The sequence below is a fragment of the Niabella beijingensis genome (assembly GCF_020034665.1).
GTDB lineage: Bacteria > Bacteroidota > Bacteroidia > Chitinophagales > Chitinophagaceae > Niabella > Niabella beijingensis.
The window spans coordinates 1,359,557-1,383,660 of record NZ_JAIQDI010000001.1 but is presented as its reverse complement, the minus strand read 5'-3'; the positions used below and the strand labels follow the sequence as shown (position 1 = coordinate 1,383,660).

The window sequence follows — 24,104 nt, the reverse complement described above, 5'->3', positions numbered from 1 at the left end:
ATTAAAGTGTAAGATTAAGGCTTAAGTTATAGGTACGGGGTGTGGGTTGTCCCGGTGTATATTCATTGCCGTCACCGTCCCGTGTCCGGTATCCACCGGATTCCGGATCTCCATACTTCCAGTGTGGCGCCCAGAACGCTACGTTTCTTACAGAAGCAGAAATACGCAGGCTCTGCGCTTTTATAGCGTTTAGCCAGGACTGAGGTACGGCATAGGATAGAGACACATTATCTAAACGTATGAATGACCGGTCCACATAGTTGGTACCAATATTCTTGGATCCGATGCGGGCATAATCGTTGATGGGATTTTCCGGCGTCCATCGGGGCTGCACATAATCGGTAGTCCGATCAGGAAAACTGGAGTTGTTGCTGGCCCGGTTGAATTGTTCCCTTTGTCCCCAGTTGGAATAAATGAAGACAGAAAGACTGAACTGTTTATAATTGAAATCATTTCTCCAGGTCCAGCGGAACCGCGGGCTTTTATAGCCCTGGAAGATCCGATCTGCGTCTGTCATTAAGCTGTCCCCATTCTGATCTTTGTATTTAAAATCCCCGGGTTGGTTGCCGTATTTCTGCGCAGCAGCTTCTTCTCCGATCTGCCATACGCCGGTGCGTTCATAGTTCCAGTAGCGATCGGGGTCCTGGCCGATGAACCAGTGGTTTTTAATATCATCCGCTTCTTTTTGCCCGATCACATTTCCACTGGCATCTTTTACATCAATCATATCGCCATATAAATGCACAATTTTGCGGCGGTTCAGCATAAAGATGAAGGAACTGTTCCATCCGAAATCTTTCTTCCGAATAATAATACCATTCAGGCTAACCTCAAATCCCTTGTTGTTCATTTGCCCCAAATTGGCTGCCACACTGTTAAACCCTATAATTTCCGGTAGTGCCCGGTCTACCAGCAGGTCGTAGGTGTTGGCAGTATAGGCATCGATGGTGCCGCTCAGCCTGCTTTTGAACAGGGAAAAATCCAGACCAATATTATAGGAGGCCTTGGACTCCCATTTTAATGCAAGGTTGGCCATGCGGTTTACATAAAGCTGGGAAGCAATGTACACATTGCCTGATTGATCAATGTATGGATGCAGTCCTGAGGTCATATCTGATAATGCTTCATACTGTCCGATATCCCGGTTCCCGTTTTTCCCCCAGGAAAGCCGCAGTTTGGCATAGTCGAGCCAGCCGGAGGTATTTTTCATAAAACTTTCTTCTGAGAAGTCCCAGGCAAACGCCAGCGCCGGAAAAGTTGCCCGTGGATTCTTTGTGCCAAAGGCGGAATAGCCGTCCCTTCTTACAGAAGCGGTCAGCATATATTTATCTTTTAGCGAATAAAACAAACGCGCCATCAGGGCCTCTCCAGTTCTATAAGTGTCGTTGCTTTCATTCAGCGGTACGGTTCCTGCCTGTATGCGATGGTACCCGAGAATATCACTGGGGCTGTAGTTGGAAGTGGTAGCCTTGGTCATCCAGTATTGTCCCTTCTCCGCGTTTTGCAAAAGGGTGACCTCAAAACTATGAATATCAAAGCGGCGCTTCCAGCGAAGTACATTGTCAACCTGCCAGTTGTAAGTTTTTTCAAATCTGCGCTCACTGGCACCTCCTTTTGCGTTCCATTCCAGACTCAGCGAAGACTCATGATTATAATATTCTCTCCAGGTAAAAGAGGGAGTAAAATTCGACTGGAATTCGAAGCCGAACGGAAGGGTAATAATACCATAAAGGCTTGAATTCAGTGTGCTGTACAGATCTTTACGATCCCTGAACTGGTTATCGTAAAACGGGTTTACCGGTGTGGCATCTCCCGTGGGAAGACGCTGGTAGATACTGTTGGGATCATCCAGGTTATTGGAACCATAAGGTGAAATAACGGCGGACTGCCCCCAGTTGGCCTGAAGAAAGCCCTCATTCCGAACGGCAAAATTGGTATTGGCTCCAACTTTCAGAAATGAAGTGACCTTTGATTCTAGGTTCAGCCTCGTCCGGAAATTCTTAAATCGGTTCCCCACAACAATTCCTTCCCTGTCTACATGGTTCAACGAGAAATAATAACTGGAGTTGTCATTTTTATTGGAAACAGCAGCGGTATAATCCTGTTGAAACCCACGTTGGAAAACAAGATCCTGCCAGTCGGTAACCTTGTTCGCCATATAATTGTCTATTTCGGGCGCTTTTAATTCGAGCCGGGTTAACCAGGTACGGATCAGCTGCTCATCAGTAACCGAGGTCACCGGTGTTTTCTGATCATAGTTGTACCAGTCCAGAGAATTTACATTGGTCAGCTTACGGGGGTCTATAAACATCTCCGGATACTGGTTGAGAAACGCGTCGGTTCTTTTTCCCACTTCATAATCGTAGCGCCAGTTCAGGAATTCCTCACCATTCATAACCCGGGGCATGCCTGCTTTTTCCACAAAGCCCAGGTTTGCGTTAAAGGTGATCCGGGGTTTGCCCGCGGCGCCTTTTTTAGTGGTGATCAGTACCACGCCATTTGCGGCCTTTGCACCGTAAACCGCCGTGGCACTGGCATCCTTCAGGATATCGATCGATTGTATGTCATTGGGGTTGAGATCGGCAAATGTTCCGTCGAAAATGACCCCGTCCACCACATTCAAAGGATTGCTTCCTGCTTTGAGTGTGCCCGATCCTCTTACCAGGATATCGGCATCGCCTCTTGCCACATTGCCTGGGTTGCTCTGGCCGATTATGATACCCGCGGCATTGCCCCTTAAGAGATCCTGTACCGACCGGGGGGCTTCTTTTTCCAGCTTTGTTGCCTGTACGGAAGCGACGGCTCCGGTGAGGTCTTTTCTCCGTGCAGTTCCATACCCGATCACCACAACCTCGTCGAGGCCCTTCGTGTCGGCAGTAAGCACTACGTTAATACGCCCATTACCTTCAACGGCCTTTTCCAGCGATTCGTACCCCGTGAATGAAAATTCAAGTGTTGTATTTGCGCGGCTGGGAACCGACAGATTAAATACCCCTTTTGCATCGGTGAGCGTTCCTGTTGTTGTACCTTTTACCAAAACAGAAACGCCCTGTAAGGGTTCACCGGCCTGATTGGTGACCGAGCCGGAGATCCGCTGCCGGTTGTCTTGCGCAACAGAAGGGGTCGCATTCCAAACCCCGATAAGTGTCAAAAAGACAATTATCCAGTTTCTACATCTGCTCATAGTTAAATTGGTTTAATTTAATTTGAATGATTGGTTAAAAAAATAAACTACCTGCCCTTCGATCAATAACCGCAAAGGACCTGCCTGTTAAAAGCAATACAGGAAACATTTCTCCGAAAAAATACAATCGTTATAACATCGTTACATTTCTCAGCAAGCTGAATCGATACAAATGTAGGGGGGAAACAGTGAATAAAATACAGATCAGCAACGAAAGGAGTTAGGAAAACGTTGGAAATTGTTTCCACATGCAGGATAATGTTTCATCCGGGGAAAAAACAGGGCTGCCCGGACCTGCTTTTACGCTGCAGCTTATCATCTCAACAGCCGGCCACCGTCGTCTTTACAGCAGAAGGACCTGCTTTCCGGGGTACAAACGCAAAAGCCGGCTGCATCAGGCAAACCGGCTTTTGAGGAGCGCTGTCTGCCGGCAGATCGCTTTATAAGGTCTCTTTTAACCAGGAAAAGAATTCCCGCTGCCATACCAGGGCGTTCTGCGGTTTTAATACCCAATGGTTCTCATCTGGAAAATAGAGGAACTTGCTTTTAATGCCCCTCAGCTGTGCAGCCTGAAAAGCTCCCTGTCCCTGCTCGACAGGCACGCGGTAATCCTTTCCTCCCTGTACGATCATAATAGGTGTATCCCAGTTGCCAACTGTATTTAACGGAGAAGCAGCATAAGAACGCTGTGCCGCTTTGTTGTCCTTTTCCCAGTAATAGCCACCTTTCTCCCAGTTCTCGAACCAAAGCTCATCGGTGGTTCCGGTCATTGCCGTAAAATCAAAAACACCATCATGGGCGATAAAGGTTTTAAACCGTTTTTGATGACAGCCGGCCAGCGCAAAAACAGAATAACCTCCAAAGCTGGCGCCTACTGCAGCCCTGCTGTCTTTATCCACATAAGGTTCTTTTGATATATCGTCGATGGCATCCAGGTAATCCTGTATCACTTTACCTCCCCAATCTTTGCTCACCGCTTCATTCCATTCTGTTCCGAACCCGGGCATGCCGCGCCGTGAGGGAACGACCACTATATAGCCCTGTGACGCCATTAGCTGAAAGTTCCAGCGATAAGAATAAAACTGCGTGGTGGCGGATTGCGGACCACCCTGGCAATAGAGCAGGGTGGGATATTTTTTTGACGGATCAAAGCCGGGAGGATATACCACCCATTCCATCATTTTTTTATTGTCTGCCGTTGTTATCCACCGGCGCTCGGTTTTAACCGGGGCGATCTTCTGATAGGCTTCATCATTTACATGGCTCAGTTGTTTCAGGGCGCCTGTTTTAATGTTCAGGGTGTAAAGTTCTGCTGCCCGTGAAATATCTTCTTTTGCTACCACCAGCTCGTCGCCTGCCTGGGCAAGGATGGAACTGATATCAAAATCACCTTTCGTAAGTTGCCGGATGCGCGGCAGCATGCGTGTGACGCCGATATCGTTCACCGAAAACACCTGTTCGGTACCATCGACGGGGGCAATAAAGAACAGGGTCTTGTTGTCGTTACCCCAGATAAAAGAGGAGACATTGATCTGGTCGTTATGTCCTGTCAGGTTTACCGTAACGTTCCGTGTCATTACCACCAGGTCGTTCTTGTCGGCTTCATAACCAGCTGTTTTCATTTGGAGCCATGCCATTTTCCCCTCCTGGTTGAAAGCGGGGGCCACATCGTATCCTTTATTGCTTTCTGTAAGATTCGTTGTAGCTCCTGTAGTAATGTCGTATTCATAAATATCTGTATTGGTGCTGACGGCGTATTCGGTACCAAAGGATTTTTTGGTCACATAAATGATCTTTTTGCTGTCGGGCGACCATATAAAATCCTCATCACCGCCAAAGGGTTGCTGCGGGCAGAAATAGGGTTCGTCGGGCATAATGTCTTTTTTCTCCCCGGCCTGTCCGTTAACATAAGGAGCAAAGAACACATGACTGAATTTTCCTTCAAACCATTTGTCCCAGTGGCGGTAATTGAGCGCCGTATATACCTGGGCGCTTGTTTTATCCAGTTCCGGATAGCGGTCCTTACCCATTACTTTTTTTAACAGCACCTCCTCACTGCTCAGGATGTGTTTTCCATCCGGAGCGATCCGGTTATTCTCCACCATTCCTTCGGAGCTGGCGAGCGGGGTTGGCTGGCCGCCGGTCAGCGGAATGATGTATTCCTTTGTATCCATTTTGTTTTCGGCAATATTGGGCGTGGATACTTTGTAAATGACCGATTTTTTGTCTTTGGAGATCCCTACGGCGCTTACCCTGCCCAATTGTAAAAGGGTTTCCGGACTCAGAGGCTGTTGTGCATTCGCTTTTAGCATAAAACATGCAGATACGGTGATCAATAATTTTCTCATGTGAAAAAATTTTGTGCAAAGGTAACCAGAATAGTTGATGGTTTATTGTACAGGGGCTATAGTTTGTGACTCATAACTCGCGGCTGACTGCTAAAAATAATTGATGAATCCGAAATGGATCTTGGATTGCCGCAGGTTGAAGTTGGTGTCATTCCTTTTTCCTACTGCCCAGGCCAGGTTAAATACACCTGCTTTTGTTTCAAACGCAAGACCGATCCCGACCCCCAGGTAATTATAGTTTTTATTGACGCCCCTGCTTCCGTCATAGCCCCAGCCTCCGTCTGCAAAGGCGTTAAGATAGGAGTTCTCTCCAACGAGGTAACGGTACTCCAGCGTAGCAATGGCATAGCGGGACAGGAACTGGCTTTGCTCATCAAACCCACGCAGCAACCGGTATCCCCCGATCTGAAACAATTCGTTCCTGAAAATATTGCCACCGGCAAGGTAACCTCCCTGAAGCGCTGTTTTTAGGGTGCTGATACCCCGCTTTGACAGTGGGAAATAGCGGGCTGCCGAAAGCAGGGTGCGTACCTGCACCGACCGGAGCTTTACTGTATCATATAACCTGGAAAAATCAAAATCCGGATCTTCCGGATCTTCAAGATCGATGATCTGACTGTTCTTTTTTATCTTTTTAATACCTGCAGTACCGGTGAATTTTATATCGAGCCCCGAAACCGGGTTAAAAATGTAGTTGGTGGTATTGATCTGGTATTCGATCCCGACATTGGAGATTTTTACATCGGCTTCTGCCGGAAGCTGCCGGGTCTGCAGCAATTCCGCTTTGTCGATGGTGTTAATAATGGTAGAGAACTGGTTGTAAAACAGCCGGGCATTCTGACGGGTATTAAGGGCGTATTGCATCCCGATGCGATAGTCAAAATTAAGATAGCTGGAGTCCCGTTTCAGCATGTCGATCCCGAAATCCAGCCCGAAACGCGACCGGAACAGGTAAGGCTGCAGGAAGTTCACATTCAGCCGCTGCGAGGCCGCTTCCAGTTTCTGCCATACCAGTCCGATCGTTTCACCACCCCCCAGGGCATTTTTCAGATTTAGTAAACCTTCGCCGGTGATGAGCAGCTTTTTTGATTGTGCCGCATTGCTGTTGGGCAGGAAGCCGATTATGAAATTGACCTGGTTGCTCTTTTTCTGCTGCAGGAACAGTTCCACCACACCCCCGGTGCTGCCCCAGTAAAAACGGGGCGGATAGCTTTCTTCAATATAATTGAGCTTTTTGAGCTCCGAACTGATGCGTTGCAGTTTCTCCTTACTATAGACCGAACCATTCTTTATATCAAGATAATTCTGAAGATAATCATTACTGAGCCGTGCATTACCGGTGATCCGGATGCTGTCCACCCGGTATAACGGACCGGGCTCCACCTTTAAGTGGCCGGAGACCTGATCCCCGTTGATATCAATGGCATCAGCATAGATCCGGGCGAAAGGATGCCCGTGGTTCTCAAAATAATTCAGCATACGCTGTTGTACATCACCCAGCAGGGTATAATCCAGGGAACGGCCGGTAAACAATTGTCCGTCGTAGCCCACCTGCGTCAGCCATTTAAGACTTTCTCCACCAACGGTAAGGTGCTCCCATTTATAACGGACACCGGCAAACAGCTGCATATAAGCCGCAGTGGAGTCAAAGCGGAGCGAGTCCACCGACGCGGTCACAAACCCGCGGGCCTGCAGCAGGGGAATGAGCTGTTCCGTATACTGACGGCAATCTTCCTTATTGATAAAGTCGGTCTTTACCGGAAAATCTTTTTTCAGAAAATTACTGTCTTTATCAACAAGGGTAACAATCAATGTATAGCGGTCCTGAGCCGCGGCATAAAAGCCCGTCCATAAAAATGCAAGAAGCGGTAAAAGGTATCGTACATTTGTCATTCTGAAACACAAATAAACGCTATTTTTTATAGAAAATTGCTGCGTACCGGGGCAATATGAACCGGGCGCTTTTGTATAAAAGGCAACAGATTTTGGCAGGTATTTATATTCATATCCCTTTTTGTAAAAAAGCTTGTAATTATTGCAACTTTCATTTTTCCACTTCCCTGCATTACCGGGAGGCATTGATAAAGGCCCTGGGAAGCGAAATAGCTCTTGCGGCAACCGGAAATTTTATCCGTACAGAACCCGTGGAAACGGTATATTTTGGCGGCGGCACACCCAGTCTGCTGCCGGATGAGGATATCAGCTCACTGCAGCAGCAGCTCAAAGCCCGGTTCCCGGTACAGGAAGATGCAGAGATCACACTGGAAGCCAACCCCGACGACCTGACCCGCGGGAAGCTGGAGGCCTGGAAAGCCGCAGGTGTCAACCGTCTGAGTATCGGTGTGCAATCTTTTTTTGAAAGGGATCTCGTCTGGATGAACCGGGCGCATAATGCCCAACAGGCGAAAAACGGACTGGAACTGGCGCTTACTTATTTCAACAATATAACCATCGATCTTATATATGGCGTGCCGGGGCTGAGCGATGAGCGGTGGCGTCAGAATGTGGAAACAGCGATGGATCTCGGCATTCCGCATTTATCCTGTTATGCATTAACCGTGGAACCGGAAACACCGCTGGATAAAATGATCCGCAATCACCAGAAACAAAATGTGACGGGTGACCAGCAATCGGAACAATTTTTATTGCTGATGGAATGGCTGGGCCGGGCCGGCTATGAGCATTATGAGATATCCAATTTTGCAAAGCCCGGCTTCCGGAGCCAGCATAACAGTGCCTACTGGCAGGGCGTACCCTATTATGGCCTGGGACCGGCAGCTCATTCCTACAATGGAATGACCCGGCGCTGGAATGTGGCCAATAACCAGCAGTACATCCGCAGCATTGCTGCCGGGATCATCCCCTATGAGGAAGAAGTACTGACACCCGTGCAAAAACAGAACGAATACATCATGACCGCTCTTCGTACTGCAGAGGGAATAATGCCGGACCGCTTTGAAGGTGTGATCCGGGAACAGTTGTTAAAGCGTGCGGCGCAGTTCCGGGAGAAGGGCTGGCTTACACCAGAGGAAGCGGTGATCCGTTTAACCAATGAAGGGAAGCTGTTCGCCGATGGTATAGCCGCCGATCTTTTTACCGACGAATAACCGGGAGTATAACGTATCCCGGGTCTGCGGTCGCTTTCAGTCGATATAGGTGATCCGGCTTTCGAAAGGAAGCACAAAAGATGCATGGTTTTCCAGCTGATAATGTAACAGCTTCTGAAGATAAGCGAGCTCATCTGCCGTATAATCCTGTTCCCGCAGCTGCAGTTCAATATCGATGACTTTGGTAATGCCGTTCCGGGCTCCCTGAAGAATATGCATGGCCTTGCTGATGATCACGTTCTTGAGCCGTATGCCAAATAATTCAAAACACAGCAGCCGGATATCTTCCCTGGAGATGATTTTTCCACGGGAAGATAATTGCCGCACCAGCATTTGTTTTTGGGTATAATCACTAAAGGTTTCCACGCCACCGGAAGTACCGGTTAACGCGATACAGGGACCTGCTGTAAGAGAATGCATCACCGGTTTGAAGACGGTAAAGGCTTTTAACGCGGAAGCTGTGGCAGGAGCCGTGGACCAGTACTGCACGAAAACGGTTTCCTGTTGCTTTTTTGACCGGAGCAGCACATAATAAAACGCGGGCCGCTCATCTTTTGCCACCAGGAGCCGGTCCTGCAGCCGCGCCAGCAGTTTGGAGATCTCATTCAGCTGGGCGGCGATAAAATCATTGCTGATCCTGCTGAAGTAGGCACTCTCATCCCGGATACTTTCCAAAAGACTGTTGATGGAATTCCGTACATCGCGGCTGCTGTCCTTCCCGATACGGGAGGTCCTCATGATGGCCTGCCCTTCCTCAATAGTATCTTTCCCTGGATCCGGGCGCAACTGGTACCGGGTCCCTTCGATCCCTTCGATACTTTTGATATCGAGAAAAGATCCCTGTACGGGAAGGGGAATGATGTTGATCCAGCGGTCTGTCTTAAAGTGGATTTTTTCAGGCTTGCGATTGATCACGGGAAACGCATTCACACTGATCAGCAGCCGCTCCAGTACTTCCCGGGAAAAATGCCTGCTTAACCGGAGGGTGAGGTAGATGGTTTCTCCGGTGTAAATGGTTTCCTGTAATTTCCCGGGAAGGCCCGCCAGGAATAAGGGATCTTCAGGAACACCGGGAAGGTTTTCCTGCGCTACTGTTATAAACTGGCGGCCGTAGATGCCGGCGATCTCCCTGCGGATCTTCCTGCTGTAATCGCCGTCCGGGGCGAGGCTGTCTTTCAGGCCTGTCTCGTACTGCTGCTGCTGATAGCAACCGCCGGAAAACGCGGCCGGCACTCCGTTGATGAACAATTGTGCCTGTTGAAGGGCGAAGTAGAAGTTCGAGGCTTCTGAATGTCCTTTCAGATCAAAAAAAAGCTGCAGGCCCTGAAGTGTATCAAACACTTCCCGGCTATGAAGGGTGAGATGAAGTTCGTCAACCAGCACAGTCGCCGCCGGCTCATCGTGTATCAATGACCTGCGGCCGGCTTCATCCAGTTTATAAACCTTACCTCCGGTTCTTAAATAACCGGTGCTGAGCTTAAACAACTTCACGGTACCATTGGGCGTAAAATTGAGTTCGGTCTCTGCAACCGGCATTCCGGGATCCTGGCTGGTTACCACAGCGCTGAAACTGTGCTCTTCATTCAACAGCACTGTTCTTTCAACGGGCATTGCTGTAAGAATACAGGAGGCGGGTTTGGCACGCAGCAGGGCATGTGGCAGCATTATGGACGACAGCTCGTTCAGCAGCCGGCCGCTTACGGCATCGATCTGGTGGCCGATGGTTTCCACTTCTGCTGCCAGCACATCAAAGATCAGCATCAGCAGCGGATCAAAATGGGCTTCGATCTCATTCTCCGGGATCTGCCACTGGGCTGCAGCCAGGCGCACCATCCGGTCTCTGATCTGTTCTTTTTTTAATGTTTCCATCCGTAGTGATTGCTTTATTGAGTGGTATCTACGGTTAATCCAGTGTCAGTGGCCCGATGAACAATCCTGTCTGAAACCGGAACGGCTCGAGCGTTTTCTGGATCTGTCCCTGTACCCTTATTTCAATTTTTCTTCTGGGCAGACCGGCATTTTGTGTTTTCAGCACGGCCATTTTTACTTCAACGCTTATGACAACATTGGTGATCCGTTTTTCGTAACGTTCGATCTGCCGTTTAAGGATATTGGCGATCAGTTCTTTCCGGGAATCGTTGTCGAGATGGATGTCATAATCGGTTTCCCAGAACGAAGCCCCGTATACTGCATCCGCCTTGTTCTCTCCCCGGACGGTGGTGATGATCAGGTGGAGGTTGCGGTATATGGAATCCTGCAGCTCGCAGGAGGGCAGCTTTTTTTTATCGAAGAACTGATCGAAGCGTAATGGTAATTTCAGATATGTTTTCACCTGGGTTTATTTATAACTGATGTAAATTATTTTTACGCAATTGCCATTGCCGGCATCTCTTACAATTTTAAATGACTGGATCTTTCTTTTTCTTTTTAATAAAGGCAGTCCTTTCTTTTCTTTAAGTGCATTGCAAAGAGCAGCGAAAGTGGTGGCTTCATTATTGGCCATAACTTTTGTTCCTGCCCCGTTACAGAGGATGTTGTTAAAATCCTCAACGCTTTTCTTTCCTACTGTTACCTCTTCCAGCATCGCCTGTATCGCCGGCTCTGGCAACTGTTCATACACTTTGACGGCAGGGGGCGCCGGTTCCTGTGGTGCCTGGGTGCCGGCCTCTTCTTTGACCGGCTCCTGCTTTTTCGGTTCATCCACAGGCAGCGGTGGCGGCCCTGTTTCGGCCGGACCGGGTGGGAGCGGAACACTGGAGGCAGGAGTGCCACTCCCCAGCGGATCGGTTACCTGGATGGGCTTCTGATACCGTAGGCCTTTATCCAGCAGGAGCAACACGGTGAAAGATCCCGGCTTTGTAAATATAAAGCGCGCGCTTTGTGTGGTTTGCTGTCCCAGTTCCGGCAGCTCTGCAATACTCCAGGTATATGTTCCGGAAGAGGCGGTGGTATTAAAAACGGTCTCATTGCCCAGGGTAACAACATCATCCGAAACAATCCCGGCCACTGCGGGACTACCGGTTTCACTGATAGGCGTGCTGTTCTGTATCACGCGTATATTGAGGGACATGGTACAGCGGCCGTTCACTGATGCCGTAACGAGGTAATTGCCTTCTTTGATAAAACGGTGCATGACCGATGCGCCGATCTGCGTAGCCGATTTATCACCAAAATTCCAGGTAACGATGAGGCTGGCATCATTTTGCGTAGCGAGAAACTTTACCTGTTCGTTGACGAAATAGGTATTGGGACGCTCCGAAAGATGATTGATCGTGCTTCCGGTTTTCAGCTGAAATTCAGGACAGGCCACATGGGTAGCCACTTTATAGCCGAGAAGTCCCAGGGTGGCCACAGCCAGAAGGAGCAGGGAAACCCATACCCTGAAATCGAGCCGTCCCCATTGTTTTGAATATACAAAATGCATGATGTAGTGATTAAGGTCCTGTTATTTTTGACGCAGGAGAAGGTTCTGCATCTCCAGTTGTTTATACGAGTCCTGCCACTTTGTAAGCGAATTTTTCAGTTCCTGTATCTGTGCGTTATACATGGCCACAACAGAATCCTTGCTGCTGGCGGCTCTCAGCCCTTTTTTGTCCGTCTGTGTATTGTTGAGGGCCTTGATCACCTGCGCGTAGATGTCCTTTGAGCCGGCCTCGTTCCGGCTCAGCAGTGCATCCATCTCCTGTATCTTCTGGGTGATGCGTCCGTCGATGAGTCCGGACCGGGCCGGGTCAAGGTTCACGGTGTCCAGCAGGGACTGTGTTTGCAGCATATTGCCCGCAAAATTGTCGCGGAACCGGTTCTCCTTTTCAATGATGGCGAGCTGTTCGCGGAGTTTTTCATTTTCCGCGTAAGGAATGCGGATCCCAAAGAAGATCGCGGTGACCATCAACGCGACGGTAAGGAAAAAAAACAGTAAAAAACGGGCAAAAGCACGGCTCCTTTCAGTGGTATTGTTGGGTTTCATGAATAATTATTTATCGCTTTAAGGATTATATACATTCCGGTATTAGCCGAAAAACCGGCGTTTCGGTTTGGGGGCATTGGCATCGTTGACGGGAAAGGTCTGCTCTTCCTTTACAAATAAGCCGGAGTCCTTGCGTTTGCCTATAAATTCCAGGTTGCTCAATGTGTTGAACAGCTTTCCGATCACTTTGGCAAAGCCGATGATCTGCCGGATATTTTCATTGATGTCATTGTGCTGATACCGCAGCAGTGCCATATCGTTCAGCAGGCCTTCCAGTTCGCCCTGGTTCAGTTCGCACCATTCGCAGAGATAGCTCATCAGTTCATCCTTGCCGGAGCCGATACGCAGGTCGATGGTATTTTTAATAACCCGGGCCAGTGCTGCAATATGCCGGAGCAGGAGCGCCGGCGATTGATGAATCAGGTCCCAGCGGTATTCGGTGATCACCTGGCCGAGGAACAGCATGATCCGGTCGCAGAGAAAGCGGGCCAGTTCAGACAGGTTGTTCTGCTGGCTTTTTTTATAGATCTTCTGAACGATCTGGGAGCAGGACTGTTCAAGCCCGGAGAGGAACTGATCCAGTTCTGCATGCAAGCCCAGCAGGTCGGCAGAAGCGGCTGTGCAAATACAGGGGGGAATGTATTCCTCGTCGATATAGGCTGCGTTTCCTGTTGCGTTTATTTTTCCGATACACAGGGCCATCGGATGTTGGGCGTACTGACCGAATTCCTGGTCCTCCACCAACAGCACCGTAAATCCCGGTTTTACAAAAGGGAACCGGGCTGGGGTTTCATCCGGGTCAATAGTGCCGGCGGGATTCCGTTCAAAGGGTTTGGCCAGCAGTACCACCCAGTAAAGGGCCTGTTGACTGGTATTGATCTCCAGGGATGCAGCGGGAATGCCATCGGCAGCGGATGCGTCGGTGAACGCGTCGATGAATACAGGGATACCGCCTAGGGTAAGCGCTTTACAGGAAAGCACCGAAACCCGGATGGTATGCTGGTTGTCTACAGCCATCCTTACCGAAAAGTTCTTTTCCACCGGCAGCAGCCCGTATCTTATAGGAGACAGTGTGGAGGCGATCAGCTGGTGGGAAGCGGCGGCGGCGGCATTGTCCTGGGCAATAAAAAGCGCTTTGTTCAGCTTCATGCCGTCCGACCAGTTTACACGTAAAAAAGTAGATCCGTTGTCCATGTTTTAGTTTTTGAATAACGGGTGGTTACTGAACCCGTTCACAGATAATAATAGTATTTTCTTTTATCGGGTTCCGGGCCACCGGGGAGGCCGCATCCAGTACTTTTGAGAAATTGTACCAGCGGGACCGGGTCCGGAACTGCCATTCGGAGGTTTTCTCGTCGTTCTTATATTCAATCGGTGTTTCGCTGTGATCCTCATTGTACTCATTGATAAAATGATAGAACAGATCGCCCAGCAACATGTCTTCCGGGGCCTTTCCCCTGAAAAAGGTGCGTTGGGTATCCGTGAGTTTTTTTGCTATTTCAAACCAGATCACATAAAGGTGTTCCCCTTCCTTTTCGTCCGGCAGTTCGAGTGTTTGTTCCGGATACTGCCATGCCGGGTAGTCCGGCCTGGGGATATTTATAGCAGCATCAAATGTATGCAGTACCAGAACCGGGATAAAAAAGAACAGCATGCACAGCAACATCGGGAAATACATAAAATTCCGGTCTTTGAGAAAATACTGCAGCGAGGAGAAAAGGGCAACGCAAAGGAAAAGTATCGAGCAGCCGAAAAGCAGCTCCGAGAACAGCTGTTTGTTGCGGTTGTCATGACGGGCACGGAAATATTTCTTATGCACGAGTAATACAAAAAGGAAACCCAGGACCAGGAACAGCCCGCCAAGCAGCCAGAACGTTGTAAACAGGTTTTGGGTAATATAAGTAATGGCAAAGGCAGCACCGGATGAAAGGGCCGAGGCAACAAAGCTAAAGATCCAGGGACGTTTGCCCCTGTTGCTGAATGAGCTGCTCATTTGCCGGATCAAAGGGATCAGTGCCAGTGACGAGAATAAAAACAGGCCTGCGTAGAGTATAAAAAACTTTAACGCCATAGTTATTAAGTTTTGAAATAAACAGTTGTAAGACCCGGATCAGATATGGGCTCCATAGCCGAGTACCGAACCAAGATCTTTACCCGCCTCCTTTTCCTGTATATCAAATTCAAATTGCACATCTATTTCAAATGGAACAAAGAGGTCTTCGAATTTTTGCAGAATAGTTGTCTGGCCGGGTTGGGGGACAAAGAGCAGCAGTTCCCTGCCTGTTGTGCCCTCAATCGAAAATACCCAGTGATGAAACAACTCCAGCGTGTTATCGCCGATCGTACTGTTTCCTCCCAGCCGCGTTTCGGCGAGCGCATCCGGAGATGACAGGGGAACCGCACTGGGCTTCTCTGCTTCACGCAGCAGCACTTTTTTATTCAGTATATAGGCCAGCGCTTCTGCTGTATCGGCGGGGTTCCCTTTTATGGCATGCAGATAGGGCATCAGTTGCAACATCCGGCCGGCTTCCTCTCCCGGCAATGCGGTGTCGAAGTTCCAGAAATCAAACCATGCCCGGTTCAATCTTCCTCCCTGGAGATCAAACTGCATGTCCTGTTCTTCTTTTTCCAAAAGAACCTGGTAGCGGAACAGGAGCTGTTCCAGTGGCGAAAAAAACTTCCGGGCCAGCCGCTCTTCTTCCTTATACCGTTTGTGCTCCTGAACGGCATCTTCTATGGTGCGGATCCGGCTGTTACCTTTTGTCTGATGAAAGAGTCCTTCCGGCAGCTTGTCATAGAGGCTGTCCCTGTTCACGGTCAGCTCAAATCCGGAGCCGGTCTCGTCCAGTTCCGCCACGTCGTCGCTAAAGCTTTTTCTGAAGCCGCCTCTTGCATGAACAACGATCTGATCTGCCGGAATTCCCGATCTGATCAACCCCGCACATATGGCTTCGGCGCGAAACGGAGGTTTCATAATATGGTTATTCCGGGAGCTCATGTTGTTTTAATTATGGTATTCTTTTCTGATGCGAATGACCTGGTATCAAAAGTAGAAAAAAAGAAAAGGGTGGGCTATACCTAATAATAGCGATGGTTTGTAGTAACGCAAAGATCTATTTTTACTGAAAATAAAAACCTATTCTGTAACTAGGCAATTAATGAGCTGTGTAATCTAAGAAAGGACATCAGGCAGGCAGGTAGGTGTTTCCGACCGATCTGGCCCCAGCCTGACCTAGCGTGAACATGCATTTCATCTGCTTAAAGCCGGCTTAAATAATAACACATGTCAAATGATGCCATTCTGAGCAAAACCGAGATCGTTATACAGGGATACCGCAACAACCAGCCGGTTGTCTTCTCCAATCTCTTCCTGGATGAAGCGTTCGTAAATGTAAACGCTTTTTCATTTTCCATGCGGGCAGACGATGATCATGGAACACTGGATGCGATCATTGATTTTAAGAAAGCCGTTCTGGGCCGGGAGCTGCAGATCGATTTCAAGGACAGCAGCGATACTTCCTGTCACCAGTTCAAAGGGATCATCGAATCGGTGAACTCGGCGCTTATCGATGAACGCAATTATGAATTCCGGATCAAAGGCTCCGGTCTTTTTTGTAAGGTGGATAAAATACCGGAATTCCATTCCTTTTATAAACAGTCCATTTCCGGTATCCTCGACAAGGCTTATAAGGATTCTGATCTGAAACCGGCCGTGAAAAAGGAACCGCAGTATACGCGCCTGCTGCATTATACGGTACAGTATGGGCAGACCCTGTTCGATTTTACCACTTCTCTCGCCGTGCGTTTTGGTGAATGGATGTTCTATGACGGAGCGCATCTCGTATTCGGAAAGAAACCCGATGGACAGCCGGTTGAACTGAGGGCGCCGGATGATGTTTCGAATCTGAATATTCATGCCCATGTGTTGCGGAACCCCAAAGCGGTTGTAGGTACCGATAGTTATAAAGGTGAGATCATCCGTTCGGAAAAAGAAGAAAAAGTGCCCGATAGTTCCATCGTTCAGGCTGCGGAAGATGCCGGTAAAAAGGCCCTGGAAGCCCGTGGCGATGATTTCCTGGCATCGGGTTTTAACCAGGAAATGATGGATCATTTTTTTCGCATCGACCAGCATTCCCGGTATACATCAGCCGCCGCCATCACCGGCACCACGCGAAACAATAAATTGTCTGTTGGAAAGATCGTAAAGATAAAAGACCAGGATGATACCGCGGGAAAAAGCTTTATTATCACGCAGATCCATCACGAAGCATTACAGGCAGATCATTATAACAACCATTTTACCGCGATCCCGCTGGAAGCGGAAGTGCCGCCATATGCGGATGCCGCTGTTTTTCCAAAGGCCGTATCGCAGGTAGGCGTCGTTACCGACAATGAAGATGATGCCGGTATGGCCCGGGTAAAAATAAAATTTCCCTGGATGAAAGAAGATGAAAAAAGCCCGTGGATACCAATGGTGGTGCCACATGCCGGCGGCAGTAAAGGATTCCGGTTTCTTCCGGAGATCGATGATGAGGTAATGGTGCATTTTACCGATAACAATGCAGAACGGCCTTATGTGGCCGGTGCGCTTTATACGGAAAAACACAAGCCGGAAATACCGGAAAAAGGCAATCATATAAAACGGATCGGGACAAAAACCGGAAGAAGGCTGGAGATGGACGATGACAAAGGCGAAATGATACTGGCCGATGATTTTGATAATGAAATTGGAAACCGCCTTTATATGCTGAAGAACAAAGAACAGAAGATCATCAAAATAACCAGCGGTAATGATGATGATAATTTTTCGGTATTGTTCCTTGACGGGGATAAGGGCCGCGCTACCTGCGGTATAAAGAGCGGAGGTAATGTGATCCTTAAAATCGATATGCAGAAGGACGGCAGTGTGATCGACATTACTTCAAACGGAAACATCAATATCAAAGCCGACCGGTCGATCAGTATGAGTGCGGGTGAGATCAGCCTGAATGCCACTACCATCAATGTAAAAGCAGACGATAAGCTAAAGCTGGAAAGTAAGCTGGCGGCGGAGCTTTCCGGTACCGAGATTAAAGTGGATGCCAGTGCCTCGCTGGATCTGAAAGGAGAGGCCCAGGCAAAACTGGCAGGGGCCATGCTGGATCTGAAAGGCGATGGTGTGACTTCTTTAACAGGGGCCCTCGTAAAAATAAATTAAGCTGCCGTGCATTTGTTATGTTATGATACCGCTCTGAATGGCGAATATACACTGATCCGGTTACTTCAGCGCTATCCCCGCTACAGGTCGCTGTTCTATCAAACCGATGATGAGCGGATATGGGATGCTGCACCCTATCTTTTTGAAATGGATAAGGAGGTATATTCCCTGCGAGAGAAAAATGCACTGGTCCGGCTGAATCATTGCATCTTTTTTGAAACGCAGGAATCCACGGAAGCGGTTGTCGCCTTCCTGCAGTCGCTCTTCTATAAAGAGCAGGAAGCCCGGCCGGTATATGTTCGTATATGGGATGCCCGGGTGCTGTTGTCTGGGTTTGGCGGCTGGAGCAGGAAAGAGCAGCTGGCTTTTTTTGACTGTTTCGATTGTTTTTATACCGAGCATGAGGATCGGGGCTACCTCAACCGGTGGCTCCCCGGCCGGAATAATGAATTACGATCCGAACGCATACCGGCATCCGCGATCAGCTACGGAACGGCAGAAACCGGGCAGTTGCCGGCAGCAGCAGCACCCGGAAATATACCGGAAGATACTACAAGACCGGAGACCGGCGCACAGCAGGAGGAAGCACCGAAACGCCGGCGATTTTTTATTGAATAAAATAATAACAATGGGAAAACCAGCAGCACGGGTAGGAGATATGCATGTTTGTCCGATGGTGAACGCACTGGTGCCGCATGTTGGAGGACCGGTGCTGCCGGCAGGAGTGCCAAATGTGCTGATCGGAGGATTGCCTGCTGCAACGATGGGCGATATGTGTGTGTGCACGGGTCCACCTGACGTCATCACGCTGGGAAGCTCCGGCGTACTGATCGGAGGAAAACCTGCTGCCCGTATGGGCGACATGACGGCACATGGAGGAAGTATTCTACTCGGATGCTTTACAGTGCTTATCGGCGAAACCGGAGGAGGTGGAGGTGGTGATGCTGCCGGTGCCGGAGGAGGAGCGGGAATGGCAGGAAAAACAGGCGCCGCCCAGGCAAAGGATATCGCGAATGGCAATGCCTTAAAAGCGGCCGCCGAAAAAGGTGAAGCGGTTGCAGAGAAAACGACAAAAGAGGATTTTACCGCCACGTTCACACTGAAAGATGAAGCACAGAAGGCCGTTGCAGGAAAACGATATGAGATCCGGACCAGTGATGGCAAGATCCATGAGGGAAAAACAAACAGCAACGGGGAAACCCAGCCATTGCAGGGCTATACAACGGCCGACTGCGCAGTGACCTTTATAAAATAACAAAGAAAGCAATATGCCCGCAAACGGTGCAGATACAAAACAGGAGTTTGAACTCAGCGACATCCGGCAGCTGCTGGTGCTGGTACGGTATAAACCTTCCGGTGCACTGGGTGCGGATCAGCTGCTGGGTGGTGCTGCAGGTGCTGTGCAGGGCGCCGTGGATAAAGTGGAAGGGATGGCCGGCAGCATTCCCGGACTGAGCCTGTTTTTCAAGGAGGAGCAGGAGCCGGAAAAGAAAAGTGATAAGGAATACACGTACTATAAGGATTACAGCGACTGGGATGCGTATATGAAGAAGATGAAAAATGAGCTCTCCAACCGTCTGAACATCGATAATGAGGTACTTGTTTTTGATTTTGATGCCGAGGATGCCGCGGAACGGAAAAAAGAAGCGGCGAAACTGACCGCCCAGATAAAAGCAAAGACCGCTTCCTGGACGGATTACCGGTCCTGCTTTCATTTCGTAGGCCTGGGCCAGGGAGGGAATGTGGCCAATGAATGCATTGAAGAGCTCAGTAAAGAAGAAGCGTTTAAGGATAAATGGTGGGTGAAATCAGTAGTATATGTAGCTACACCGTTGTACCGTTATCAGCACACATTTGACGAGCAGCGTGCCTTTCGCGGTAAAGGAACAAAATATGCTTTTGGGAACCGGTTCGATCTTACGGCACAGGCTATCGAATACTTTGAACCGAATGAAGACCTGCGCCGGGTGATAGCGGAATGCAATTCAAATACGCTTTCCGTTTTTACCGGCAAGCTGAAAACAAGGCTGGTGACGGCTTTAGGTAAACTGCTGAGCATTGATGGCTTTGGAACAGGAAAAGATAACGAAGGACATCTTAATAAACTGAAAGAAGCTAAGGAAGAAGTAGAGGGGCTGATCGGAGAATGTGTGAATGCGGTAAAAACACTGGTGGATGCGGTTCCTGGTCTTATAAAACCCGGAGACCTGCCGGAATTTGATCAGATGCTCCAGGGGTTTGACCAGGTTCCCAGGCAATCAGTACAGCGGCTTGAGAAATTTATCGATGAGGTGAAAAACGCGGCCCAGGGCACCAGTCTGGATACCCAGCGCATTAAGAAGGAGAAAATACTGAATTTTCTTTGTCCCCTTGTCGACAAACTGACTGCATCACTCCGGTTATTCGCTGTGGGATCGGAAACAACGAACCAGGCTTTCGACAAGCTGATCGAACAGACCGGTATAAAAAAGATCCATGCACCGCAGACAATGCCTGTGGAACAACTGGGTGTTGATCCTTATCTTGAAAACGTGGCAAAGATGGCGGCGGCAGCGCAGCAAAAACAACCCGGGGAAAACGGAACAGCCCAGCAATCGGCCGATAGCGCGGTTTACGACCAGTCGGTGACAATGATCAGCAATTGCCGGAGCAATATCGGCGCCGTTACAAAAGACCAGGACCTGGATCTTAAAAACAACACCCTTTCCGGCGAAGACCAGGGCCGCATCGCCGCTGCTATTTCGGCACTGTTGCTGCCAATGATGCCTTCGAAGAAAAAATTCTACGCCCAACTGTTGCAATACCTGCCGCTGGATGGGATGAATGGTTTTTTAAAAAAGCTTACCGGAGAAAACGCTTTTGCCCCGCTGAAATCGGTTACCGGAAACTTCCTGGGCGACTTTGATGAAGGAACCCCGGAAGAACCGGGCCTGAAAACATCGCTCAAACAATTTGATGAAGCGCTCAGCCGGATAAAGGGCTTTCTGAACAAGAATAACTACCCGGTACATAAGGATGCGAACAGTCTGTATTTTATTTATAACAGTCATAACCTGATGTTGAAAAAAGCATACGGGCCGGTATTGAATACCATCGACCGGGAGACAGGATACCTGGATTATATGGAGAGCACGGGGAATGCAAATTTTTTTAATCTGGAGAAGAATGAATACAGAGCGTCCGGCAGCGGCCCGTCGGCGGAGGCGGAGCCGGCGATCCGGAAGACAGCAACATAAAATAAACTGAAATGTTTGACGGTTTGGGAGATTATTTAAAAGCACGGGCCATCTGCACAGGAGCAACGGATGAGCAGGTCTATAATTCGATCATGAATTACTGGGACTGGATATCGCCCCAACCCAACGCGCGGGCGCATCTCTGGCATTACCGTAACGGCGGCGGGCAGGATTATGCGGAGCCCCGGCTGGCAGACCTGTTCCATGCAAATGCCCGGATCCGTACCAAAATATTTGAAATGATCGGCCGCCAGCTGCAGGCAAGGCCGCAGGAAGATGCCGGCAGCATTATCGGGCGCGGAGTGGATGACGGGGCGCCGCCGCCTATCGGCCAGGGAGATTATGATTCGGAAGACTGGCTGAATGCGAACGGTAATATTGATGAAGTACACTGGCGGCTGGAAGGAGATTATAACCCGTATGACAACCGGGAAACAGAAGAGCGGGCTTATTTCCTGCGGGCACAGCGGCGGGGCTCGGTATTTCTGCTTCGGGTGCAGGTTTCCATCAGGGATCCCTACACCTGGCATCCGCAGGAACAGCGGCCCACGCAATGCATCCACCAGGCGATGGAACGGTTGAAGACGGCCGGTGCAGCAGATTATGTAACAACCGGAACTACCGTGCTTTCCATGCCTTCGGTATACCTGCCCGGATGGGTGCGGTAATGCCGCTTAACAGAAAAATGTTTAAAGATGGCAGATGAGTTTTACAACAACAGCTGGAATGGGGAGCAGCAGCTGACGGAAACGGTGGCGGAGATCGCGCCCAATCGTACGCTTTTTGTACTACAGCTCACCGATCAGCCTCCACTGAAGCCGGAAGCGGTGCACGGACTCAAAGACCCGGAGATGCTCTTTAATCATTACCGGCCGGAAATGACCGTAAAGATTGAAAATGAAAAAGAAGAAATGGTTAGTGAAACCTTTCGTTTCCGGAACCTGGAAGATTTTGCTCCCGGGCAGCTTTCGGAGCAAAGTGCCTGTCTGAGCGGTATACGTTCCCGGCAGCAGGAACTTTTACTGCTGCTGAAAGCACTGAAAACAGATCCGGCGCTGCTGCAAACCCTGGCGAATGCTGAAAAAAGAAAAGCGCTGCATGCCGCTGTAAAAAAAATGATCGCCTTTTTAGAACCATATTCATAATTAAAAATATGCACTATGTCTTTCTATGCTATTTTAAAAATATCGGGTAAAACCTACAATGTATTAAGCGCCGCGTATGATTTTAAGAAATCAGCGGACCAGTATGGAAAACCACGGGTAGGAACGGATGGCGGATTGATCAGCCTTACCCTGGAATCCTCACTGGATACGACTTTTATCAAATGGATGCTTTCACCCACCATGACACAGGAGGGAGAGCTTATTTTCATGAAGCGGGATACAAAAGCCGCCATGCGAAGGGTGCAGTTCTCGAACGGGTATTGTTTGAACTATTCGGAGACCTTCACCGGCTCCGGCGAAAACCCGATGACCATAGGTCTTCTGATCTCCTGCAGCAAAATGGAGATAGACGGGGAGGCGTTTGATAAATCCCGGTTCTGGGGCAATGCAGGATCCGGTAGCGCACAACAGCGTAGCTCCGCAGGAGCCGGAAGCGACAGCCCGTCGGGAAATGGTGTCAGTTCCTTTATCCCCGATTAAAAATTTTGAAGATCAACGTATATGACAGGCAATACAGTACATCAGAATGAGCCGGACCGGTCTGCAGCAGTTACGGGTGGGGAACCGTTTTCCGGTGAGCTGTTCTTATTGCTTGCCGGGCTTATTGAAGGTGTGTCCTACCTGGATCAGGAACACGAGGCGCGCCGTGCTGTTTTTATACAGGAGAATGATTTCCGGCGGGAGCGGAGGCAGCTGCTGAATCGGCTGCAGCTCTGGGAGGTGCTGCTGGGTGCAGCAGACGATGATACATCGGTGATAACTGATTGTGAAAAAGAGCTGGCGGACCTGCAGCGTATTTATGAAAATGGCCTGGCGCATATCCTGAACCAGACAAGAACACTGGAAAGGGCATACCGTGCTGTGACCGCCTTCTTTATGAATACAGAAAAAGATATCCTGTCCAATATTTCTTTTGTGAATGCCGGCCTGGAGCAGCTGAAAGAAACAGAGCACCCGGTCTTTATTGATTTTGTCCGGGAGGAACTTAAGAAGAACTACGACCGCCTGGATCTGCGGGATCATTACAGTCTGCTCGTTGTTCCCGGATACCTTGGAGCTAAGGTGATCGTAGACACCTGGGCAAAGCTGGCACATGAGAACAAGGTAATGCTGGTGACGGACTTTGAGCATCTTGATGAGCCGGATGATGTGATGGAACTGTTTGACCGTGTACAACACGCAGGGGGTGAAAAATTTCTGTCAAGCGTAATGATGACCTGTAACTGGCTGATCGCACGTGGAAGATATGTGAACATAGAGGAAGAAGATCTTTATATGCCCCCCTCGGCGGCCCTGGCGGGAAAACTGTATCACATACAGATGAGCCAGGTGGCAGCGGGGAAAAAATTCGGGATGCTTAAGGGAGTGAACGGAGTGGCTTTTGAACTGAAAAAAAGCGAGGTCGCCAACCTGGAGAAAATGAGTCTGATCCCGATGGTAAAGGAACAGGGATCCGTTATTGCTTTTTCCGCAAAAACGTTGTTCTCAGGCGACAATATGGGGCTTCAGACCTACTCGGTGGTGCGTGTATTTGATTATGTGACCAAAGTACTGATCGACTTCCTGAACCGCCGTGCATTTGAAAATTTTAATGCGAATACCCGGCGCGAGCTGATGACGCAGCTGGTGATGTTCCTGGACAGCATTTCAGGCCCCCGTAAACTGGTGGAGAATTTTACGATCCGGCGGTTTGAACAGGATGCCGTAAAAAAAGATAACATTCATCTTGATATTTTCATGAAGCCCTATTTCCCGGCCAAGAATTTTCTGATCAAAATGGAGGGGCAAAAGAATGATGGCGGCAACAGCTGGGATACGGATTATGATGACTCGTAGCTATCAGCTGATTGCTATTCTCAACTCTCATCCCGATAACTATCGGGACGCAACTCTCGAATC

General features: G+C 49.2%; 19 protein-coding genes. 9 read left to right on the top strand and 10 right to left on the bottom strand.

Annotation, left to right across the window (positions count from 1 at the left end; all coding sequences use genetic code 11):
• Window position 1 precedes the first annotated feature (1 nt).
• The 3 genes from K7B07_RS05775 to K7B07_RS05765 form a co-directional block, all read right to left on the bottom strand.
• Window positions 2–3,184 carry a SusC/RagA family TonB-linked outer membrane protein gene (locus K7B07_RS05775; RefSeq protein ID WP_223708171.1) on the bottom strand — a complete coding sequence of 1,061 codons (3,183 nt, stop codon included), beginning with the start codon at window positions 3,182–3,184 and terminating at the stop codon, window positions 2–4.
• 440 nt (window positions 3,185–3,624) lie between these two features.
• Window positions 3,625–5,532: a S9 family peptidase gene (locus K7B07_RS05770; RefSeq protein ID WP_223708170.1), complete on the bottom strand. Its 1,908-nt coding sequence runs from the start codon at window positions 5,530–5,532 to the stop codon at window positions 3,625–3,627.
• A gap of 90 nt (window positions 5,533–5,622) precedes the next feature.
• Window positions 5,623–7,425, bottom strand: a complete 1,803-nt coding sequence (locus K7B07_RS05765; RefSeq protein WP_223708169.1) for a POTRA domain-containing protein — start codon at window positions 7,423–7,425, stop codon at window positions 5,623–5,625.
• A gap of 92 nt (window positions 7,426–7,517) precedes the next feature.
• Here K7B07_RS05765 and hemW point away from each other — a divergent pair, with 92 nt between their 5' ends.
• A complete protein-coding gene (gene hemW / locus K7B07_RS05760; protein WP_223708168.1) occupies window positions 7,518–8,639 on the top strand; it encodes a radical SAM family heme chaperone HemW in 1,122 nt (373 codons plus the stop codon).
• A gap of 36 nt (window positions 8,640–8,675) precedes the next feature.
• Here the strand turns inward: hemW and K7B07_RS05755 are convergent, their stop codons facing one another.
• Genes K7B07_RS05755 through K7B07_RS05725 form a run of 7 tightly spaced genes read right to left on the bottom strand, consistent with a single transcriptional unit; the run spans window position 8,676 to window position 15,580 of the window.
• Complete coding sequence (locus K7B07_RS05755; RefSeq protein WP_223708167.1) at window positions 8,676–10,508, bottom strand: hypothetical protein; 1,833 nt, start codon at window positions 10,506–10,508, stop codon at window positions 8,676–8,678.
• A gap of 34 nt (window positions 10,509–10,542) precedes the next feature.
• Entirely contained in the window at window positions 10,543–10,971 is a 429-nt protein-coding gene (locus K7B07_RS05750; protein ID WP_223708166.1) for a GPW/gp25 family protein, read from the bottom strand.
• 6 nt (window positions 10,972–10,977) lie between these two features.
• Window positions 10,978–12,063: a PKD domain-containing protein gene (locus K7B07_RS05745; RefSeq protein ID WP_223708165.1), complete on the bottom strand. Its 1,086-nt coding sequence runs from the start codon at window positions 12,061–12,063 to the stop codon at window positions 10,978–10,980.
• Window positions 12,064–12,084: 21 nt separating this feature from the next.
• Window positions 12,085–12,606: a type VI secretion system TssO gene (gene tssO, locus K7B07_RS05740; protein WP_223708163.1), complete on the bottom strand. Its 522-nt coding sequence runs from the start codon at window positions 12,604–12,606 to the stop codon at window positions 12,085–12,087.
• Between the two features lie 42 nt (window positions 12,607–12,648).
• Complete coding sequence (locus tag K7B07_RS05735) at window positions 12,649–13,800, bottom strand: hypothetical protein (protein WP_223708161.1); 1,152 nt, start codon at window positions 13,798–13,800, stop codon at window positions 12,649–12,651.
• A gap of 25 nt (window positions 13,801–13,825) precedes the next feature.
• Window positions 13,826–14,677 (bottom strand): TssN family type VI secretion system protein, encoded by an 852-nt coding sequence (locus K7B07_RS05730; protein ID WP_223708160.1) that lies wholly within the window; start codon window positions 14,675–14,677, stop codon window positions 13,826–13,828.
• 39 nt (window positions 14,678–14,716) lie between these two features.
• Window positions 14,717–15,580, bottom strand: coding sequence for a hypothetical protein (locus K7B07_RS05725; protein WP_223708158.1), 864 nt, complete (start codon window positions 15,578–15,580; stop codon window positions 14,717–14,719).
• A gap of 309 nt (window positions 15,581–15,889) precedes the next feature.
• Here K7B07_RS05725 and K7B07_RS05720 point away from each other — a divergent pair, with 309 nt between their 5' ends.
• From K7B07_RS05720 to K7B07_RS05685, 8 genes are read left to right on the top strand one after another with little or no spacing between them, the layout of a single operon-like run.
• A complete protein-coding gene (locus K7B07_RS05720; protein WP_223708156.1) occupies window positions 15,890–17,803 on the top strand; it encodes a phage baseplate assembly protein V in 1,914 nt (637 codons plus the stop codon).
• 6 nt (window positions 17,804–17,809) lie between these two features.
• Window positions 17,810–18,421, top strand: coding sequence for a DUF4123 domain-containing protein (locus tag K7B07_RS05715; RefSeq protein WP_223708155.1), 612 nt, complete (start codon window positions 17,810–17,812; stop codon window positions 18,419–18,421).
• Between the two features lie 10 nt (window positions 18,422–18,431).
• On the top strand, window positions 18,432–19,058 hold the full coding sequence (locus K7B07_RS05710) for a PAAR domain-containing protein (protein WP_223708153.1): 627 nt from the start codon (window positions 18,432–18,434) through the stop codon (window positions 19,056–19,058).
• A gap of 13 nt (window positions 19,059–19,071) precedes the next feature.
• On the top strand, window positions 19,072–21,039 hold the full coding sequence (locus K7B07_RS05705) for a hypothetical protein (RefSeq protein ID WP_223708152.1): 1,968 nt from the start codon (window positions 19,072–19,074) through the stop codon (window positions 21,037–21,039).
• Between the two features lie 11 nt (window positions 21,040–21,050).
• A complete protein-coding gene (locus K7B07_RS05700) occupies window positions 21,051–21,707 on the top strand; it encodes a hypothetical protein (RefSeq protein ID WP_223708150.1) in 657 nt (218 codons plus the stop codon).
• A 27-nt stretch (window positions 21,708–21,734) separates the two neighbouring features.
• Window positions 21,735–22,184, top strand: coding sequence for a hypothetical protein (locus K7B07_RS05695; protein WP_223708149.1), 450 nt, complete (start codon window positions 21,735–21,737; stop codon window positions 22,182–22,184).
• A gap of 15 nt (window positions 22,185–22,199) precedes the next feature.
• Window positions 22,200–22,685, top strand: a complete 486-nt coding sequence (tssD, locus tag K7B07_RS05690) for a type VI secretion system tube protein TssD (protein ID WP_223708148.1) — start codon at window positions 22,200–22,202, stop codon at window positions 22,683–22,685.
• Window positions 22,686–22,706: 21 nt separating this feature from the next.
• Window positions 22,707–24,041, top strand: a complete 1,335-nt coding sequence (locus tag K7B07_RS05685; protein ID WP_223708147.1) for a DUF5458 family protein — start codon at window positions 22,707–22,709, stop codon at window positions 24,039–24,041.
• Window positions 24,042–24,104 lie beyond the last annotated feature (63 nt).

Coding starts and splice junctions, on each gene's coding strand:
- K7B07_RS05695 (WP_223708149.1), top strand. CDS start 21,735: ATGGCAGATGAGTTTTACAACAACAGCTGGAATGGGGAGCAGCAGCTG.
- tssO (WP_223708163.1), bottom strand. CDS start 12,606: ATGAAACCCAACAATACCACTGAAAGGAGCCGTGCTTTTGCCCGTTTT.
- K7B07_RS05720 (WP_223708156.1), top strand. CDS start 15,890: ATGTCAAATGATGCCATTCTGAGCAAAACCGAGATCGTTATACAGGGA.
- K7B07_RS05710 (WP_223708153.1), top strand. CDS start 18,432: ATGGGAAAACCAGCAGCACGGGTAGGAGATATGCATGTTTGTCCGATG.
- K7B07_RS05705 (WP_223708152.1), top strand. CDS start 19,072: ATGCCCGCAAACGGTGCAGATACAAAACAGGAGTTTGAACTCAGCGAC.
- K7B07_RS05765 (WP_223708169.1), bottom strand. CDS start 7,425: ATGACAAATGTACGATACCTTTTACCGCTTCTTGCATTTTTATGGACG.
- K7B07_RS05745 (WP_223708165.1), bottom strand. CDS start 12,063: ATGCATTTTGTATATTCAAAACAATGGGGACGGCTCGATTTCAGGGTA.
- K7B07_RS05725 (WP_223708158.1), bottom strand. CDS start 15,580: ATGAAACCTCCGTTTCGCGCCGAAGCCATATGTGCGGGGTTGATCAGA.
- K7B07_RS05755 (WP_223708167.1), bottom strand. CDS start 10,508: ATGGAAACATTAAAAAAAGAACAGATCAGAGACCGGATGGTGCGCCTG.
- K7B07_RS05685 (WP_223708147.1), top strand. CDS start 22,707: ATGACAGGCAATACAGTACATCAGAATGAGCCGGACCGGTCTGCAGCA.
- K7B07_RS05700 (WP_223708150.1), top strand. CDS start 21,051: ATGTTTGACGGTTTGGGAGATTATTTAAAAGCACGGGCCATCTGCACA.
- K7B07_RS05775 (WP_223708171.1), bottom strand. CDS start 3,184: ATGAGCAGATGTAGAAACTGGATAATTGTCTTTTTGACACTTATCGGG.
- K7B07_RS05730 (WP_223708160.1), bottom strand. CDS start 14,677: ATGGCGTTAAAGTTTTTTATACTCTACGCAGGCCTGTTTTTATTCTCG.
- K7B07_RS05770 (WP_223708170.1), bottom strand. CDS start 5,532: ATGAGAAAATTATTGATCACCGTATCTGCATGTTTTATGCTAAAAGCG.
- tssD (WP_223708148.1), top strand. CDS start 22,200: ATGTCTTTCTATGCTATTTTAAAAATATCGGGTAAAACCTACAATGTA.
- K7B07_RS05735 (WP_223708161.1), bottom strand. CDS start 13,800: ATGGACAACGGATCTACTTTTTTACGTGTAAACTGGTCGGACGGCATG.